The sequence below is a fragment of the Streptomyces rimosus subsp. rimosus genome, assembly GCF_000720725.1.
Lineage (GTDB): Bacteria > Actinomycetota > Actinomycetes > Streptomycetales > Streptomycetaceae > Streptomyces > Streptomyces rimosus_A.
The window spans coordinates 42,488-59,581 of sequence record NZ_JOCQ01000016.1 but is presented as its reverse complement, the minus strand read 5'-3'; the positions used below and the strand labels follow the sequence as shown (position 1 = coordinate 59,581).

At 70.3% G+C, this 17,094-nt stretch carries 17 protein-coding genes; 8 read left to right on the top strand and 9 right to left on the bottom strand.

Going from position 1 to position 17,094, the window contains the following annotated elements; translation table 11 throughout:
- Nucleotides 1-32: 32 nt before the first annotated feature.
- The gene (locus IH45_RS0111340; RefSeq protein WP_030665467.1) at nt 33-485 is read right to left on the bottom strand and encodes a GNAT family N-acetyltransferase; all 453 of its coding nucleotides are present in this window, start codon (nt 483-485) and stop codon (nt 33-35) included.
- Between the two features lie 22 nt (nt 486-507).
- Nucleotides 508-906 (bottom strand): MarR family winged helix-turn-helix transcriptional regulator, encoded by a 399-nt coding sequence (locus IH45_RS0111335; protein ID WP_050514737.1) that lies wholly within the window; start codon nt 904-906, stop codon nt 508-510.
- A gap of 325 nt (nt 907-1,231) precedes the next feature.
- Between IH45_RS0111335 and IH45_RS0111330 the strand changes: the two genes are divergently transcribed.
- Both IH45_RS0111330 and IH45_RS0111325 read left to right on the top strand, forming a co-directional pair.
- Nucleotides 1,232-2,488, top strand: a complete 1,257-nt coding sequence (locus tag IH45_RS0111330; protein WP_030665462.1) for an MFS transporter — start codon at nt 1,232-1,234, stop codon at nt 2,486-2,488.
- Between the two features lie 153 nt (nt 2,489-2,641).
- Nucleotides 2,642-3,070 carry a GlcG/HbpS family heme-binding protein gene (locus tag IH45_RS0111325; protein ID WP_030665460.1) on the top strand — a complete coding sequence of 143 codons (429 nt, stop codon included), beginning with the start codon at nt 2,642-2,644 and terminating at the stop codon, nt 3,068-3,070.
- On the opposite strand, the gene IH45_RS0111320 is transcribed toward IH45_RS0111325, so the two are convergent.
- Nucleotides 3,063-3,611: a hypothetical protein gene (locus IH45_RS0111320; RefSeq protein WP_032917201.1), complete on the bottom strand. Its 549-nt coding sequence runs from the start codon at nt 3,609-3,611 to the stop codon at nt 3,063-3,065. The two genes, IH45_RS0111325 and IH45_RS0111320, sit on opposite strands and share 8 nt — an antisense overlap.
- Before the next feature lie 233 nt (nt 3,612-3,844).
- Here IH45_RS0111320 and IH45_RS0111315 point away from each other — a divergent pair, with 233 nt between their 5' ends.
- From IH45_RS0111315 to IH45_RS0111300, 3 genes are all read left to right on the top strand, one after another.
- Complete coding sequence (locus IH45_RS0111315; protein ID WP_030665456.1) at nt 3,845-4,477, top strand: HAD family hydrolase; 633 nt, start codon at nt 3,845-3,847, stop codon at nt 4,475-4,477.
- A 475-nt stretch (nt 4,478-4,952) separates the two neighbouring features.
- Nucleotides 4,953-6,977: a globin domain-containing protein gene (locus IH45_RS1000000147805; protein ID WP_107058617.1), complete on the top strand. Its 2,025-nt coding sequence runs from the start codon at nt 4,953-4,955 to the stop codon at nt 6,975-6,977.
- Between the two features lie 393 nt (nt 6,978-7,370).
- Nucleotides 7,371-8,306, top strand: a complete 936-nt coding sequence (locus IH45_RS0111300; RefSeq protein WP_030665448.1) for a pyridoxamine 5'-phosphate oxidase family protein — start codon at nt 7,371-7,373, stop codon at nt 8,304-8,306.
- Nucleotides 8,307-8,417: 111 nt separating this feature from the next.
- Here the strand turns inward: IH45_RS0111300 and IH45_RS0111295 are convergent, their stop codons facing one another.
- The 5 genes from IH45_RS0111295 to IH45_RS0111275 all read right to left on the bottom strand — a co-directional run bounded on the left by IH45_RS0111295 (nt 8,418) and on the right by IH45_RS0111275 (nt 13,011).
- Nucleotides 8,418-8,897 carry an NUDIX domain-containing protein gene (locus IH45_RS0111295; RefSeq protein WP_030665446.1) on the bottom strand — a complete coding sequence of 160 codons (480 nt, stop codon included), beginning with the start codon at nt 8,895-8,897 and terminating at the stop codon, nt 8,418-8,420.
- Between the two features lie 385 nt (nt 8,898-9,282).
- On the bottom strand, nt 9,283-10,179 hold the full coding sequence (locus tag IH45_RS0111290; RefSeq protein WP_030665443.1) for a LysR family transcriptional regulator: 897 nt from the start codon (nt 10,177-10,179) through the stop codon (nt 9,283-9,285).
- Between the two features lie 370 nt (nt 10,180-10,549).
- Complete coding sequence (locus IH45_RS0111285; protein ID WP_030665439.1) at nt 10,550-11,680, bottom strand: cystathionine gamma-lyase; 1,131 nt, start codon at nt 11,678-11,680, stop codon at nt 10,550-10,552.
- A gap of 222 nt (nt 11,681-11,902) precedes the next feature.
- The gene (locus IH45_RS0111280; protein WP_050514736.1) at nt 11,903-12,457 is read right to left on the bottom strand and encodes a low molecular weight protein-tyrosine-phosphatase; all 555 of its coding nucleotides are present in this window, start codon (nt 12,455-12,457) and stop codon (nt 11,903-11,905) included.
- Between the two features lie 173 nt (nt 12,458-12,630).
- Nucleotides 12,631-13,011, bottom strand: a complete 381-nt coding sequence (locus IH45_RS0111275) for a phage holin family protein (protein WP_030648456.1) — start codon at nt 13,009-13,011, stop codon at nt 12,631-12,633.
- Between the two features lie 48 nt (nt 13,012-13,059).
- Here IH45_RS0111275 and IH45_RS0111270 point away from each other — a divergent pair, with 48 nt between their 5' ends.
- From IH45_RS0111270 to IH45_RS0111260, 3 genes are all read left to right on the top strand, one after another.
- The gene (locus tag IH45_RS0111270) at nt 13,060-13,377 is read left to right on the top strand and encodes a cupin domain-containing protein (protein WP_030665433.1); all 318 of its coding nucleotides are present in this window, start codon (nt 13,060-13,062) and stop codon (nt 13,375-13,377) included.
- A gap of 252 nt (nt 13,378-13,629) precedes the next feature.
- Entirely contained in the window at nt 13,630-13,854 is a 225-nt protein-coding gene (locus IH45_RS0111265; protein ID WP_030665430.1) for a DUF5326 family protein, read from the top strand.
- Nucleotides 13,855-14,862: 1,008 nt separating this feature from the next.
- Complete coding sequence (locus tag IH45_RS0111260; protein WP_078897450.1) at nt 14,863-15,288, top strand: SsgA family sporulation/cell division regulator; 426 nt, start codon at nt 14,863-14,865, stop codon at nt 15,286-15,288.
- A 140-nt stretch (nt 15,289-15,428) separates the two neighbouring features.
- Here IH45_RS0111260 and IH45_RS0111255 read toward each other — a convergent pair whose 3' ends face one another.
- Nucleotides 15,429-17,030 (bottom strand): YibE/F family protein, encoded by a 1,602-nt coding sequence (locus IH45_RS0111255; RefSeq protein ID WP_030665424.1) that lies wholly within the window; start codon nt 17,028-17,030, stop codon nt 15,429-15,431.
- Nucleotides 17,031-17,094 lie beyond the last annotated feature (64 nt).

Here is a 17,094-nt window from a genome sequence, read left to right as displayed (position 1 = left end):
GCGGCAGGGGGCGCGCGGGGTAAGGCTCCAGGTCAGAGCTGGAGCTTGAAGCCCAGGTGAGAGGCCTCGAAGCCGAGGCGCTCGTAGAAGCGGTGGGCGTCGATGCGCGTCGCGTCGGAGGTGAGCTGTACCAGCCGGCAGCCGAGCGTGCGCGACTCGTCGACCGCCCACTCGATCAGGCGAGTGCCGAGCCCGTTGCCGCGCTCGTCGGAGTGGACGCGTACCGCCTCGATGATCGAACGGCTGCTGCCGCGCCGGGACAGCCCCGGAATGACCGTGAGCTGGAGTGTTCCCACCGGCCGGTCGGCGCGGACGGCGACGACCAGGTGCTGGTTGGGGTCGGCGGCCAGCTGCTCGTACGCCGCGATGTACGGGGCCAGGTCGTCCGGGCTCTCGCGGGCGGCGCCCAGCGGGTCGTCGGCCAGCATCGCGACGATGGCGGGCAGGTCGTCCTCGCTCGCCCGGCGGATCTCGATTTCGCTCATGGCGGGACCCTACGACTCCCGCTCAGGCGGGCGGAGCGAGGGTTTCCACCGCCGTCACCAGGGGGGCCAGTTCGGGACGTTTCGCGGCGTCCTGGAGGGCTTCGCGCAGGGCCGCGTCGTGGGTCGGCCGGGCCTCTTCGAGCAGCTGTCGGCCCTCGTCGGTGACGTTGGTGTAGATGCCGCGCCGGTCGTCGGGGCACAGGTAGCGGGAGAGCAGGCGGCGCTCTTCCAGCCGGGTGACCAGGCGGGTCGTGGCGCTCTGGCTGAGGACGACGGAGTCCGCGACCTGGTGCATGCGCAGGTGGCCGCCCGGCCCGTCGTGCTGCTCGTTGAGCACGTTCAGTACGGAGAATTCCCGGACGCTGAGGTCGTGCCGGGCCTGCAGCGCGCGCTCGATGTGCGACTCGATACGGCCGTGCAGGGCGGAGAGGGCGCACCAGCCCTGGGCGAGGGTGGGGGCGGTAGCGGAGCCGGTCGGACAGCCCCGGGCCGGCGTGACCGCGTCCGCGTGCTCGGCCGTCGTCCGCTTCTGGCCGTCCTGTCCGCCGCGCCGCGCCGCCTGCTGCTTCTGCTGCCGGTCCTGCTTCGGCGCCTGCCGGGTCTGCTGCGTCATCGAGGACCTCCTTACAGGTCGTACGACCCAGGATAGGACACCAGCGAGATAACCCGCGCTTGCAAGTAACCAGCGTCTGCAATTATTGTCGACGCTTGTTAAAGCTGGCTGCAATTGTTCGAAGGGATCCGTCATGCCTCTCGCCCTCCTGGCGCTCACCATCGGCGCCTTCGGGATCGGGATGACCGAGTTCGCGGTGATGGGGCTGCTGCCCGACGTGGCCGCCGGCTTCGGCGTCTCCATCCCGCTGGCCGGGTACGCGACCACGCTCTACGCGCTCGGCGTCGTCGTCGGCGCCCCGCTGATGACCGTCCTCGGCACCCGTATGACCCGGAAGCAGATGCTGATGCTGCTGATGGGGCTGTTCGTGGTGGGCAACCTGCTCACCGCCGTGGCGCCGGCCTTCCCGGTGATGCTCGCCGGGCGGATCGTTTCGTCCTTCGCCCACGGCGCGTTCTTCGGCATCGGTTCACTGGTGGCCGCAGACCTCGTCGCCCCGCACAAGCGGGCCGGCGCCATCTCGATGATGTTCGCCGGCCTGACCGTCGCCAATGTCGTCGGCGTACCGACCGGCACCCTGCTCGCCCAGCAGATCAACTGGCGCGCCACCTTCGTCGCCATCGCCCTGCTGGGCGTGCTCGGCCTGCTCGGCGTCGCCAAGCTGGTGCCCGCGCAGCGCGTACGGGCAGCCGCGCCGATGGGCCAGGAGATCGCGGCCTTCCGCAACCCGCAGGTCGGGCTCGCGATGCTGATGACCGTCCTCGGCTTCGGCGGCGTCTTCGCGGCCGTCACCTACCTCGCCTCGATGATGACCGAGGTCACCGGCTTCGCCGCATCGTCCGTCATCTGGCTCACGGCCGTCTTCGGCCTGGGCATGGTGGCCGGCAACCTGATCTCGGGGCGGTTCACCGACCGCTACATGATGCCGATGCTGTACGTGTCCCTGGTCGGGCTCGCGCTCTCGCTGGCCGCGTTTAGCCTTGTCGCGCACCACAAGGCCCTCGCGACCGTCACCATCGCCCTCATCGGCGCCTTCGGTTTCGCGACCGTACCGCCGCTGCAAAAGCGGATCATGGACCAGGCCTCGGCCGCGCCCACGCTGGCCTCGGTCGGCAACATCGCGGCCTTCAACTTCGGCAACGCGCTGGCCGCCTGGCTGGGCGGGATCGTCATCGCGGCCGGGCTCGGGCTGACCGCGCCCAACTGGGTCGGCGTGGGAATGACCGTCCTGGCGCTGGGCGTCGCGGTCGTCGCCGGGGCACTGGAGCGGAGGGGCGGCCGGGGCGGTTCGGACGGCCGGAGTGCCCGTAGCGGCCGGGTCGTGGCTTCGGGAGTCGGCAGCGGCGCGGGCAGCGCAGCAGAGGCGGCTGCGGCGGTGGTGCGCGGCTGAGCCCGGTCCCGGAAGCCGCACACGAGGCCGCCCCCGATTTCCCGGCCGACCAGCCCACCCGCCCCTCTGCACCCACTGAGACTCCCGAGCTACGCCCCTGGCCGCCGCTCGGAACCACGAACAAGCACCATTCGTTCACTAGGAGCACCGCTCATGAGCACCATCCCCTCTGTCCGCCCGCTCACCACCCACGACGCGGACGTCCTCATCGACGCCGCCCGCCGCGCCGCCGCCGACCTCGGTGTGCACGGCAGCGTCACCGTTCTGGACGCGGGCGGTCACCTGCTCGGCTTCCGGCGCGACGACACCGCTGTGCTGATCTCGGGCGAGACCAGCACCCGCAAGGCGTACACCGCCCTGCAACTGGACGCGCCGACCGCCGACCTCGTCGACGCCGTACGGCCCGACGGCCTCTTCCACACCCTGCCCACCGCGCTCGACCGCCCGCTGCTGTTCATCGCGGGTGGCGTACCGGTCCACCGGGACGGGCGGCTGATCGGGGCCATCGGCGTCGGCGGCGGCGCCCCCGAGCAGGACGACCGCATCGCCCGTACCGCCATCGAGGCGGCCGGTCTCAACTGACGGCGCCACTCGGGCGCTTACGTGCCCGCTCGCGGACCTGGGCCGACTGCACGGCGCGCAGTCGGCCGCCGCGTTTGGTGGGGCCCCATGGCTTGAGTACGGAGATCGCGGTGGCGAAGAAGTACGTGGCCGTGGCGACGGAGGGGGCGGCCACCATGCTCAGCCCGGTGTCCGGTGCGCCGGCCACGGCATCGGCGGCCAGCTGGTCGATCCCCGGGCGCAGGGAAAAGGCCGTCAGCAGTACGGTCGCCAGCGTCAGCCAGAACTTGACGACGATCCAGCGATGGCGGGCCAGGCCCCATGGCGTGCCCAACGAGAGGATGAGCCCGCTGACCAGCGTCAGCAGTGCCACCGGTATGAGCAGCCAGTCACTGAAGATCTTCATGGCGCGGTAGGCGGCCACGGTGGTGTCCGGTGATTCCGAGGCGTACCCGGTGACGCTGAGCGTGAGCAGGCCGAGTGTGAGCCCGAGCCACCCGACGGAGACCGCGACATGGACGACGAGGTGGGCCCGGCGCGCGGGCCGGCTGAGCTGCTTCATGGGATCCACGGTCGCGTTCGGTGGGCCGTGTGGCATCTGACGGCGGGAGTATCCGGTCGTACTCGGGCTTGAGTACGCGAGGATTGCTGGTACGTATGAGGCGGCACGGCACGGCACGGCGCGTACGAGCTGTGCGGTGTGTGGCTGGTCCGTGCCTGGCCCGCACGGTGCGAGTGAAGTGAGTGGTGCGACGTACGGGACGTGGGAGGTTTCCGCGTCCTAGGCTCCCCGGTATGGGGAAGCTTCATCTTTTCGACATGGACGGGACGCTGCTCTACGGTTCCGCCGCCTCCATCGAGATATCCCGGCAACTCGGCCTGGACCGGGAGATCGCCGAGCTGGAACGAGCCTTCGCCGCCCGTGAGGTGACGCCGTTGCGCTTCGCGGAGCTGGCGTGCGAACTGTGGTCGGAGCTGACCGAGGAAGTCGTCACGGCGGCCTTCGACGGCGCTCCGTGGCTGGACGGCATCCGGGAGGTGTGGGCCGACATCCGGGCGCGGGGCGAACGGTGCGCGGTGATCTCCTTGTCGCCGGGGTTCTTCGTGGAGCGGCTGACGGGCTGGGGAGCGGACGCCGCGCACGGCTCGCGCTGGCCCGCGCTGCCTTTTCGGGATGCGGTGGAACCGGACGGGATACTTTCCGCATCTGTAAAGGTGAGGATTGCGGATGAACTGTGCGCCGAGTTCGGACTGGAACGGGCCGACTGCGTGGCGTACGGCGATTCCATGTCGGACACCGATCTGTTTGCGGCCGTTCCCGCGTCCGTCGCGGTGAATGCGGACCACCATGTCAGCGGCCTGGCCTCCTATGCGTACGAGGGGCGTGATCTACGCGAGGCGTACGCGCTGGTGCGGGCGGCCGGGTAATTTCCGCCTGCCCGCGGTCGATTCGTACGCCATGCCCGATGAATTGCGTTCTGCGGGCAGGGCCCCGTAAACCGCCGGGCCGGAGGAAGTGTTTCCGGTTCAGGGGTTGTGTATTCAAGTACTGCGGGTATGGTCTAGTCCGGTCGTACGGGAGAAGGGCCTCGCGTACTTCGGGAGTACGTCGACGAGCCGTGGGCCGTACGGCTTCAGCGGGTCGCAAAGCCCGCCAGCTTAGTGGCAACACGCGGCGCGCGCCCGGCTTTCCGGCTGTTCGCCGATGAGCCGTGGCCGGGTGGCACGCTGCGGACACGGGACCGCGGGCGGTGCCGGACGAACCGAGATGTGTCCGCATTGGAGGGTGTTGCCGGGAGAGCTCCGGACGATGAAGAATTCCGACGGGGCGCGGGAATTCCGGGCACATTCCGAACTGCGGAAGTGTGCAGGCGATCGTTAGACGTTCGAGGCGAGGCAGACCATGGACGCTCCGACCACCACGTCGGCCGATAACGGCGATTCGGGCGGCAGCAGTGGCGATTGGGGATGGTTCACTCCGTCGAAGAAGTCCCCCGAAGATCAACATGATCCCATGGGTGACCGGGACGGCGCGAGCAGACGGGACGGTGAAGAGAGCGGCCACGGAGGCCGTGACGAGCGGTACGACGGAAATGGCCGCCATGGTGACGGCGTCGCTGATGGCCGTGACGCATCCGAAGGGCGTGCCGGGCCGTACGCCGGTAACGAATCCGGCGGCCACCATGCGTGGAATACACGCGACGCGCACGGACAGCGGGGCGGCGACGGTGCGCCGGGTAGTCATGCCGTACGTGGCAGCGCCGTACGCGGCGGAGCGGGCGACGAGTACGCCGACAGGTCACGGACGCCCAGTCGGCCGGTCAGCCCCATAAGGCCCGTGGGCACGGCGGCGGAACGCGAACGGGGGCCGGAGCACGCGGGTGATCGCGCGCCAGGGGCACCAGAGGGCGCGCACGATCACATATCGGGGCGCGGGGACGAGGGCATGCCTGTGCGCGGGGGCGAGGGCATGGCTGGGCGTGCGGGTGAGGGCCTGGATGGGCGTGTTGGCGAGGGGGTGCGGGGTGAGGGTGCGGCGGGGGTGACGGCTGGAGTGACGGCTGGGGCTGGGGGCCCTTCCCCCCTTCCCCCTGCCCACCCGCCCACCTCCGCCTCCACCTCCGCTGCTGTCTACACCTCCGCTGCTGCCTCCACCTCCGCCGCTGCTTCCGTTGCTGCCTTCGGCTCGGGTTCCGCTCAGGCAGGCGCAGCTTCGCCGTCTTCCGGCGGCGCTCCCTCGTCCGCCGGGCCGGCCCCGGCGGCACGCAGTGCTGGGCCGAGTGCCGGTGACTCGGCCGATGCGGTGATCATCCGGCTGACTTTGGACGAGATCGAGTCCGTGGCGGACAAGGTCACCTCGTACTTCTACGCGCTGCTGTTCGTGCACCATCCCGACCTGCGGGCGCTCTTTCCCGCCGCGATGGACACCCAACGCGACCGGCTGTTCAAGGCGTTGCTCACCTCCGTCAAGAACGTCGACGACACGGCCTACCTAACCGAGTACCTCTCGCACCTCGGTCGCGGGCACCGGAAGTACGGCACCCTGCCCGAGCACTACCCGGCAGTCGGCGAATGCCTGCTCACCGCACTCGCCCGCTACGCCCCCACCACTTGGGGCCCGGACGCCGAAGGTGCCTGGGTGCGGGCGTACACCAAGATTTCGCAGATCATGATTGACGCGGCTGCCTCGGACGAGTTGATCGCTCCCGCCTGGTGGCAGGCCGAGGTCGTCTCGCACGAGCTGCGTACGCCGGACATCGCGGTCGTGACCGTACGCCCGGACCAGCCGTACCCCTTCCTCGCCGGTCAGTACACGAGCGTTGAAACCCCCTGGTGGCCGCGTGTGTGGCGGCACTACTCCTTTGCCGCGGCGCCCCGCTCCGACGGCCTGCTCTCCTTCCATGTGAAAGCCGTACCGGCCGGGTGGGTTTCCAACGCCATGGTCCATCGCGCCCGCCCCGGCGATGTCATCCGGCTCGGCCCCCCATCCGGTTCCATGACCGTAGACCACACCACTGACAACGGCCTGCTGTGCCTCGGCGGCGGTACGGGCATCGCGCCGATCAAGGCCCTGATCGAGGACGTGGCCGAGCGGGGGCACCGGCGCCCGATGGAGGTCTTCTACGGCGCCCGCAGCGGCCACGACCTCTACGACCTGGACACGATGCTGCGGCTGGAACACCGCCACCCGTGGCTGTCCGTACGCACGGTCGTCGCCACCGGCCGACCCGGCGGGCCGCGCAACAGCCTCAGTGGTCAACTCCCGGACGCAGTGCGTCAGTACGGGCCTTGGTGGGAATATGACGCCTACTTGTCCGGGCCGCCCGGAATGATCCGAAACGGCGTGGACGCATTGGTGGGGGTCGGTATTCCCTCCGACCGCATACGGCACGACTCCGTGGAAGAGCTGGTCGCGGCGGGAGATTGAGCATTGACGACACATGGTGAGTACGGCTTGGCGGCACAGGGTGGAGACGGCTTGACGTCCTACGGACAGCTTCGGGCAGCCAGGATTTCGGGGGTGACGGCCGAGGCCGGGGGGAGGAATGGGGGCCTTGGTGCGGCTGATGCCGTCAGTACCGCCGGGGCGTCCGGGGCGTCCGGAGGGGCTGGTACGGCCGGAGGGGCTGGTACGGCCGGTGGTGCGTTTGAGGCATCGGATGCGTACGGGCTGGCCGGGCCGGGTGTCGGCACGGAGCCCGGCATGAAGCCCGGCACGATGCCTGGTGCGAAGCCCGACACGAAGCCTGACTCGCAGCCGGATGCGGCCTCTGGCCCCGGGGCACGGGAGGCGCGTCCGGGGAGCGATGGTGAGCACCTGGTGCAGCAGCGGATGGGCACGACCGAACGCGCGGACCGCTTCTACGACGACCAGGTGCTGGACCATCTCAACCCGCGGATGCGGGAGTTCGTGGGCCGGCAGGAGATGTTCTTCCTGGCGACGGCCGACCGGAACGGCGAGTGCGACTCCACGTTCCGGGCCGGGCCGCCCGGGTTCGTCCAGGTCCTGGACGAGCGCACGCTCGCGTACCCGGAGTACCGCGGCAACGGCGTCATGGCGTCGATCGGCAATATCTCGGAGAACCCGAATCTCGGCATCCTGATGATCGACTTCACCCGCGACCGCATCGGTCTGCACGTCAACGGCCGGGCGCGGGTGGTCATGGACGACGAGATGCGGGAGCGGCACCCGTACCTGCCGGTCGATCCGGTACCGGGCCGACGTGCCCAGCTGTGGGTCGAGGTCGCGGTTGAGGAAACGTATATTCACTGCGCCAAGCACATCCCGCACCTGCAGAAGGTGCCCCGGCAGACGAGCGGGTCCCGGGCCTGGGGGACGGATGACGCCAAGCGCAAGGGCGGCGATTTCTTCGGAGCGGCGGCGGAGGCGGCTTCCCGGAGGGAGGCCGGAGCGCGGGGGAAGGCCGAAGGACGGGGTGAGGTCGAATGGCGGGGAACGGCCGAAGGGCGGGGAGAGGTCGAATTGCGGCGTGGCCAGCCCGTGAGGGGCGGCGAAGGTACGCGCTCAGAGCCCGACAACCGTCAGGCTTCCGGCAACCGTCTGCCTTCCGACAACCGTCTGTCTTCCGGCAACCGCAGGGAGACTGCACCCCGCCGCCCTGCGCTCACCTCCCGACCGCGGTCCCGTGAGGTCCGGGAGGAAGTGGAACGCGAGGTCGAGCGGGTGCTGGCGCGGGCTCAGCACCGTGGGGCGACGGGCGGCTCGGACGGGGAGTTCCGGGGCTGGTTCGGGTAGGGCGCGGAGGGCGTTCGTACGGCTGGGCCGGCACGACTGGCCAGGCAAGGCCGTATCCGTATCTCCGGATCATCCCGGCGCCCCGTATCACCGAACCACCGAACCGCCCCGTCACCCCAGATCGGGCGCATGCATCGCCCGTACGCCCTCGATGTTGCCGTCGAGGTAGTGGCGCAGTGACAGCGGTACGACCTCCGCCGTGGCGATGCCCACCCGTGTGAACGGCACGCGCACGATCTCGTACTCGCCGCAAGGTTCCTCCACCTCGGGGCCGTGCCGCAGGGAGGGGTCCATGGACTCCAGCCGGCAGACGAAGAAGTGCTGGACCTTGACCCCGTCCACCCCGCCGTCACTGACGTGCTCGACCGTGTCCACGAAGACCGGAATGACATCGGTGACCTTGGCGCCCAGTTCCTCGTGGAGCTCGCGGTGCAGGGCGTCCACGACCGTCGCGTCCTCCGGCTCCACGCCGCCGCCTGGAGTGATCCAGTACGGGGCCCGGCCCGGCTTGGTGCGCTTGATCAGGACGATGTCCGCACCGTCGAGCAGGATCGCGCGGGCGGTGCGTTTGACGACTGGCCGTACGGTCATACGGGACAGATGCCGCAGCAGGGGCGCGGTGAAACCACCGCCCCACCAGTCCGCCGAGACGCGGGCGTGGCGCGTTGGAGGCGCGGCCGGGTCGTGCGCCCGAAAGCGGCCGGGCGTCCGGAACGGTTGCTTCCGGCCCGCCGTGCAACGCCGGCCCGTGTGGCTGTATCCGTGACGCCTGTACCCATGACTCCCGAACCTGTGACATCCGTAGCCGTACCCGCTCCCACCCGGGTACCCGCTCCGGGCCCGGGTACCCGCACTGATCCCGACGCCCCGCTTCGACGCCCCGCCTCGGGTCCCTGCTTCGACGCCCCCTCGGGCCCCGCTTCGGCTCCCCGCCCCGACCACCCAAGACTCCCCGCCCCGACCGCCCAAAGCCCCCTCACCAATCCGCCGCCGCCCGCAGCAGCCACTCGTGCGGGCGCGCGATGTGCGGCAGTGCCAGCGTGCCTGCCCGGGTGGCCAGGAAGTACGTGCGCAGGGGCGGGACGGGGGGTTCCAGGAGGGCGACGACTTCGCCGGCGTCCAGCGCGTCGGCGCACAGGTAGCGGGGCAGTACGGCCAGGCCGGCGCCCGCCGTGACGCACGCCAGGACCGCCCGTAAGTCCGAGGCGATCACGGTGGCGGAGGCCGCGGGCGGGGTGTCGAAGACGGCGGACCAGTACCGGGAGACCAGCGGCAGGCTCTCGTGGACCTCGACGAGAGGTGCGGGATCGAGCGCGCGCACGCCCTTGGCCCGGACGACTGCCGGGCCGCCGAGCCGCGTCGCCCAGCGGGGGGCGGCTATCAGGACGTGCTCCTCGTCGCACAGCGGTGTCGCGGTGAGCAGGGCGCCGCGGGGCCGCGTGGTGGTGATCGCGAGGTCGTGGTGGCCGTCGGCGAGGCCGGACAGCAGCTCGTCCGCTGAGCCGAAGGCGGTGCGTACGCAAAGGCCCTGGTCTATGAGCGGGGTGAGGGCCGGTAACGCGCGCTGGGAGGTGAATTCCGGCGGTCCGGCGAGGTGCAGCGTACGGATGGCGGACTCCTCGTCGAGCCCGGCTTCGGTGATCTCGGTGAGTGCGTCCAGGTGGGGCGCCACCTTGTGGGCGAGTTCGTCGCCGACGGTGGTGGGCGTGACGCCGCGGGCCTTTCGGAGGAAGAGCGGGCGCCCCAACTGCCGCTCCAGGCTGCGTATCTGGCTGGTCACGGCGGGCTGGGAGAGGCCCAGTAGGGCGGCGGCGCGGGTGAAGGAGCCCGCTCGGTGCACCGTGACGAATGTGCGTAATAAAGCAAGGTCCATCCGTACCTCCTTCCGCTCCGGCGCCGCTGCACCCGCCCAACTATAAATTTGTCGATAGGACTGTGTCGTCAGCGTGATTGGACACTGACGCTGAGTCAACTAGCCTTGTCTGCGCGGTTCGTAGTGCTGAGAACCGGGGCTGGCAGGGTGCCGAGGGGGGATACCCTGCCAGCCTGCTTTACGTAGCGGCGTCGGTACGGACCGGGAAGGGCGAGGACCGGCCGTACGGCCCGGGATGCCGGCGGACCGCGTCAGCTGCTCCCCGGAGCCTGGTCCGTAGCCCCCTGGCGCGCAGCCACCGGGCCGGGTCTCGATGCGCATACCGGGCCGGGTCGCGATTCGCATCCCGGCTCGTGGGCCGGCCCGCAACTCACCCCGTACTCATGGCCGTGTCCAGCGCTCCCATCACGTCCGCGATCAGGTCCGCCGGCTCCTCCACGCCGACCGAGAAGCGGATGAATCCTTCCGGCACCGCGTCGCCGCCCCACCGCCCGCGCCGCTCCGCGGTGGACCGTACGCCGCCGAAGCTGGTCGCGTCGTCCACGAGGGTCAGCGCCGCCAGGAAGCGTTCCGCGTGGGCGCGGTCGGGCAGCGTGAAGGAGACCACGGAGCCGAAGCGGCCCGCGCGCATCTGCCGTACGGCCTGCTCGTGCGCGGGGTCGGACGGCAGCCCGGGGTGCCGCAGGCCCGTGATCTCGGGGCGTTCGCGCAGCGCCGCCGCGAGCGCGAGCGCCCCGGCGGACTGCTGGCGCACCCGTAGGGCGAGTGTCGCGAGCGAACGGTGGGCCAGCCAGGCCTCCATCGGGCCGGGGATCGCGCCGACGGTCTTGCGCCACATCCGTACGGAGTCGGCGAGCGCCGGGTCGCGGGTGGTGACGTACCCGAGAAGTACGTCGCCGTGGCCGGTCAGCGCCTTGGTGCCGCTGGCCACCGAGAAGTCGGCGCCGAGGTCCAGGGGGCGCTGGCCGAGCGGGGTGGCCAGGGTGTTGTCGACGGCGACCAGGGCGCCGCGCGCGTGCGCGGCATCGGCCAGCCGCCGGATGTCGCAGACGTCCAGGCCGGGGTTGGAGGGCGTCTCGATCCACAGCAGCCGCGCGCCGTCGAGCACGCCGAGCTGCGCGTCGTCCGCGGTGGGAGCCGTACGGACCTCGATGCCGTAGCCCTCCAGGCGCTCGCGTACCGCGGGCAGCAGCTGGTAGCCGTCGTTCGGGAGCACGACGGCATCGCCGCTGCGCAGGCAGGAGAAGAGGACGGCGGAGATGGCGGCCATCCCGGAGGCGAAGGACACGGTGTGCGCGGCCGTGTCCGGGGACTCCAGCTCGCCGATGGCCGACTCCAGCCGGGTCCAGGTGGGGTTGGACTCGCGGCCGTAGGTGTACGGGCCGGTGGCGTCGCCGGGCAGGTGATAGTGCGCGGCGAAGACCGGGCCGGGGAGGGACGGTTCGTACGCCTCGGCCGCCGGGAGCCCGGCCCGTACGGCCCGTGTGCTGTCGCCTGTCATGCGCTTGCCTCCTCGTGGATACGGGAATACGGGAATACGGGAATGCCGAATTACGGGTCTGTCGGGGCCGGGATCCGGCTTCCGGTTTACGGCTTCCGGCTTACGGCGCGTTCTCTGCGGCGACCGGGACGCTCGTGGCGGCAATCGCGATGCCTGCGGCGGCAATCGTGACCGTGACGCCTGCGGCGGTGACCGCGACGCCTGCGGAGGCGATCAAACCGTCTACGGGACGGCCACCGCCGTGTCCCGCGCCGCCTCCCCGGCAACGTGCCCCCGCGCGGCGAGCGCGTCCCGTACCGCCACCAGCAGTCCTTCGCTCGCGGCCTCGACCATCTCCAGACATTCCTCGAACCCTGCCATACCGCCGTAATACGGGTCGGGGACGTCCAGATCGTGGGAGTGTGCGGCTTCGGGGGAGCGCGCGGCTTCGGGGGAGTGTGAGGCGGGGCGCGGGCCCGGGCTGTCGCAGCTCATGGCCGGGTCGTACGAGCGCAGCAGCCGCACCTTGGCGGCGTCCTGGGCGGTGGGCGCCAGCCGGCGCAGTGCACGCAGATGCCCGTCGTCCAGCGCGATCACGAGGTCGAGCGAGCCGAACCAGTCGGCCCGGAACTGCCGGGCGCTGTGGTCCTCCTCGTAACCGGCGGCGCGGAGGACGGCGACGGTGCGCGGGTCGGCGCCGTCTCCCTCGTGCCAGCCGCCGGTGCCGGCGCTGTCCACCTCGACCAGCCCGTCGAGACCGTCCTCCTCGATCCGGGCGCGGAAGACGGACTCGGCCATCGGGGAGCGGCAGATGTTGCCGGTGCAGACGAAGCAGACGCGGTACGGGGCGGTGGCCGAGGTGGCTGCGGAGGTCGCGGAAGTCGCGGCGGTGGCAATGGCGGAGTGCACGTATCGGTCCCTGTCGTTTAGTTGCTCGCCGTCACGGTACGGAGCGTCGCGGTACGGAGCTCTCAGTCCCGGTCGTCGGGCAGCACCACGTGCAGCGCCCAGGAGACGATCGAAATGATCACGCCGCCCAGTACGGCGGTCCAGAAGCCCTCCACATGAAAGGCGAGGTGGAACTTGTCCGCCAGCCACGACGTGAGCAGCAGCATCAACGCGTTGATCACGAGCGTGATCAGGCCGAGGGTGAGGATGAAGAGAGGGAAGGACAGCAGCTTCACCACGGGTTTGACGACGAAGTTCACCACACCGAAGATCAGCGCGACCAGGACCAGCGTCAGCGCCTTGCGGCCGGTGTTCTCCCCGGTGAGCGTGATGTCCTTCAACAGCCAGATGGCCACGGCAAGCGCCGCGGCATTGGCGATCGTCTTGACCACGAAATTCTTCATGGTGAGATCGTCGCAGACGAGACGGACTCTTCGAGGGGTGCCAAGAGCATGAAGGCTTTCAGGCTCGACGAACTGGAAGCGGAGCGGGCCGCGAACGACGGCGCGTATCTGCAGTTCCTGCGGGAACGGAACATGTCGGTCGGGCTCTACGCCCTCGACGCGGGCAGTGTCGATCCGCAGCAGCCGCACAGCCAGGACGAGGTGTACCTGGTCGTCAGCGGGCGGGCGGCGATCACCGTCGGCATGGAGACGACCTCGGTGGCGCGCGGCAGCGTGGTCTACGTGCCCGCCGGAGTGCCGCACAAGTTCCACCACATCAGCGAGGACCTGCGGGTCATGGTGGTCTTTTCTCCGCCCGAAAGCTGAGGTGGGCCCCCGGGGACCCGTAAGGGACGGTTCAGGGGAGGGCCGGGGACGCGCGGCGTCCGTTCCGCCGTACCCCGTCCTAGCATCGATGGTGCAGAGGGGAACAGCGCTTCGGGCCCCCGGCTCGCGGCATCGGGCACGCACTACGAATGCGGGACGTTGAACAGGTCCACGGACCGCGGACCGCGTGATCAAGGCATCACATAGGCACAGCGACAAACGCGCAGACTACGCAGAAAGCAGGGCAGAGCAATGGCCGGCAAGGGGACGTTCGCAGGACTTCCGTGGTGGGTGACGTGGGTCGTGGTGCCCGTCGTCCTGCTGGTGGTGTTCGGCAGCCTGATCGCCAGTGCGGTCGGCTTCCTGATCGGCCTGCTCTTCAAGATCCTCATCGCGGTGGCGCTGATCGCCGGTGTCGTCTACCTGGTGCGCAGGCTGACGGGCTCCTCGTCGTCCTCCTCGCGGAGCGAGTGGTGACGGAGGCGGCCGGGACGGCCGGGGGGCACGCCGGGGGCCGGGCTTTGTTCCGGTCCCGGCCCTGGTCCCGGGGCCGGTACTAATCCCGGTCCCGGCCCTGGGCCTGCTGGGCGGCCTCGGGTCCGCATCCGCGGGCCTGACTCCGTCGCCGCACCCGGGTGGCGCGTCCGCTTCTCCGTCCCCGCCCATTCCCCCATAGCTGTACGCCCCGCCCTTCTGAGAGCGGGGCGTTCCCCTTTCCGGTCCCGGCCCACCCGGCACCCCCGGCCCACCGCGGGCGAAGCGGGAGCGGCTCCCGCCGTCAGGGCCGACCCGCGCCCCGGCGACCCGGTCAGGGGCTTGACGTTGGCAATGGTGAAGGGCAAATCCGTTTTCGGAGAGGCGGGGTTACCGCTTCCCGCGACGTACCACTTGCTGCGGCTCCTGAGGCATGAAAGCTATCTATGGCGTGAGAACGGTGTGTTCGTCCATGGCGAGGTGGAGGTGGTGGCCGCCACCCACGATCAGCGGCGTCCGCCGGTGGAGGAGTGGGCGGACTTTCGTACGACGGCTCACGCCCACGCGGTCGGGCCAGTGCCTGCCGGCGCAGCTCGTCGAGCAGGCCAGGAAGGACCATTTGGCGCGTTGTCCGGTACAGCCGTTGACGCCCTGTTCGGTGCGGACCGAAGGCGATCTGCTGTACCGGCTGGACAGTGTGTGCCGCGCCCAAGTCGCCTATGAGCAAGAGAAATATGCCTTCGGCACAGTAAGCTCGGCGATTCCGATCCAGGTCGGTCCGGCGGCCGCGGTCATGGCGATTTCCCTTCCCGCGGGGGACGCTCAGCGGCTACACTGCGTTACCGATCGACTACGCAGAATGGCGGAGGCGACACTGGCGACACTCGCCTTCTCTGTCAGTACCCGAAAACTCACTCCTTGTGATCCGCTTGCACGTGACCGACGATGGCGTCAATAGGGCCAAGAGGGACGATTCCTGGCCATCTCCGACCAAGTACGGGGCAGAGGTTGATGACCGACACAGTTCAGGCAGAAGTGATCATGAGCTTCCTCGTGTCCGAGGAGCTCGCTTTCCGTATTCCGGTGGAGCTGTTCTTCGATTCCGCGGACCCCTATGCGGTCAGCTTCACCTTCGACCTCCCCGGAGATGCGCCCGTGACCTGGGCGTTCAGCCGGGAACTGCTGCTCGACGGGCTGAGCAAGCCGTCCGGTGAGGGCGATGTGCGCATCGGGCCCTCCTCCTCCGAGCACCTCAGCGATGTCTTCATCGGCCTCCAGGTGGGCGATGAACGCGCCCTGTTCCGCGCCGGTGCCCCGCCGTTGGTGGCCTTCCTCGACCGTACGGACCGACTGGTGCCGATCGGGGAGGAAGAGGTGTGCGACACGCTCGACTCGACTCTGGACCGCATTCTTTCGGAGGCGCAGAAGGCGGGGTGAACGGCGGCCGGTGGGCCGGCCGGCTCCGCACGTCGGCGGGCCGTTGCCGGCCGCCGCCCGGCCCCGTGTGCTCGCGGGCCGTTGCCGGCCGCCCGGCCCCATCCGTACGTGGGCTGATACCGCCCACCCGCCCGGCCGGTTCAGCGTGCGCGCCGCCGCTTGCCGCGCCCACCGCGTACGGACCGCCGGCCCGCGCCGCTCCGCCCCGTACCCGCAGCTGCGACGCTCCCGACCTCGCCGCCGTCCGCCCCCGGAACCTGCGCATCACGCCCCGTAGCGGCCCCTTCGGCATCTCGGTCCGCCGAGACGACCAGCGCGGCCAGCAGCGTGGTCAGGGGTACGGACGCGACCAGCCCGATGCTGCCCACCAGCGTCCGTACGATCTCCTCGGCGACCACCTCGCTCGTGGCGACCGTACCGACACTGCTCTGTGCGATCGAGAACAGCAAAAGCAGCGGCAGCGCGGCGCCCGCGTAGGCGAGCACCAGGGTGTTGACGACGGACGCGATGTGGTCCCGACCGATCCGCATCGCCGAGGAGTAGAGCTTGCGCCAGCCCGCCGACGGGTCGGCCTCCTTCAGTTCCCACACCGCGGCGGTCTGCGTGACGGTCACGTCGTCCAGCACGCCCAGCGAACCGATGATGATGCCCGCCAGCAGCAGGCCGCGAATCTCGATGTCCGGGTACAGGCCGTGCACCAGCCCGGTCTGGTCGTCGGTGTTGCCGGTCAGCAGCGCCCACCCGATGAAGACCGAGCCGAGCAGACCGATGAGCAGCAGTGAGACGAGTGTGCCCAGGACGGCGACGGAGGTACGCGCCGTCAGGCCGTGGCACAGGTAGAGGGCGACGAGCATGATCGCGCTGCCCCCGACCACGGCGACCACCAGGGGATTCGAGCCCTGGAGGACGGCGGGGAGGATGAACAGCGTCAGTACCGCGAAGCTCACGACCAGCGCGACGAGTGCGAGCACGCCGCGCAGCCGTCCGACGACGACCACCGCTGCGGCGAAGATGGCGGCGAGTACCCACATCGGGACGGAACGGTCCACATCCGTGACCGAATACTGAAGGTCTTTGGGCGCCTTGGGCGCGTACGCGACCACCACCCCCTGACCGGCCCGGTAGTGGCGTGTGGCCTCCGGCGTCACGATCGACTCGAACCGCCGGCCCGTGTCCTTGCCGGTGGTCACCTCGATGACCGCCCGCTCGCAATGCTGCGGCCGCTGGGGCCCCGCGGGCGAGGACGGTTGCTGCTGCGACGGTTGCTGTTGCTGCTGGGCGTGTACGTCCGCACAGTTCACCTCCTCCACCTTCACCACCTTCGCCTTCTCGGTCGGCTGGTCGAAACCGACACCGGACGGCTTGTGGCCGGGCGCGCCGCCCGGCCACAGCACGACCAGCCCGGCCAGGACCGCGGCGGCGAAGGGGATCAGTACGGCGGCGATGACCTTGCGCAGATGGCGGGAGACGGGGGAAGCGGGGGCGTGCCCATGGCTGTGGCTGTGCCCATGACTGTGGCTGTGGGCGTGGGTGTGGCCATGGCTGTGCCCATGGCCGGAGGCGTGCCGGTGGGCGGGGGCGCCGTCGCCGGGCCGGGCGGGACCGGCGCCGTGGACGCCGTCCCCGGCGGCGCCGGTCCCACGGCCGTCACCCGGCACGGCGTGCCGCGGATCGGTACCGTGCCCGTGCGCCTGACCTGAAGCGTGGTGGTGCGCGGAGTGCGAGGGCTCGTTGCTGGTCACCGCCCGATCATCGCAAGAACCGGCAGGGCCCCCTGTTCACCGCGCCACACCGGCCGCTACCGTG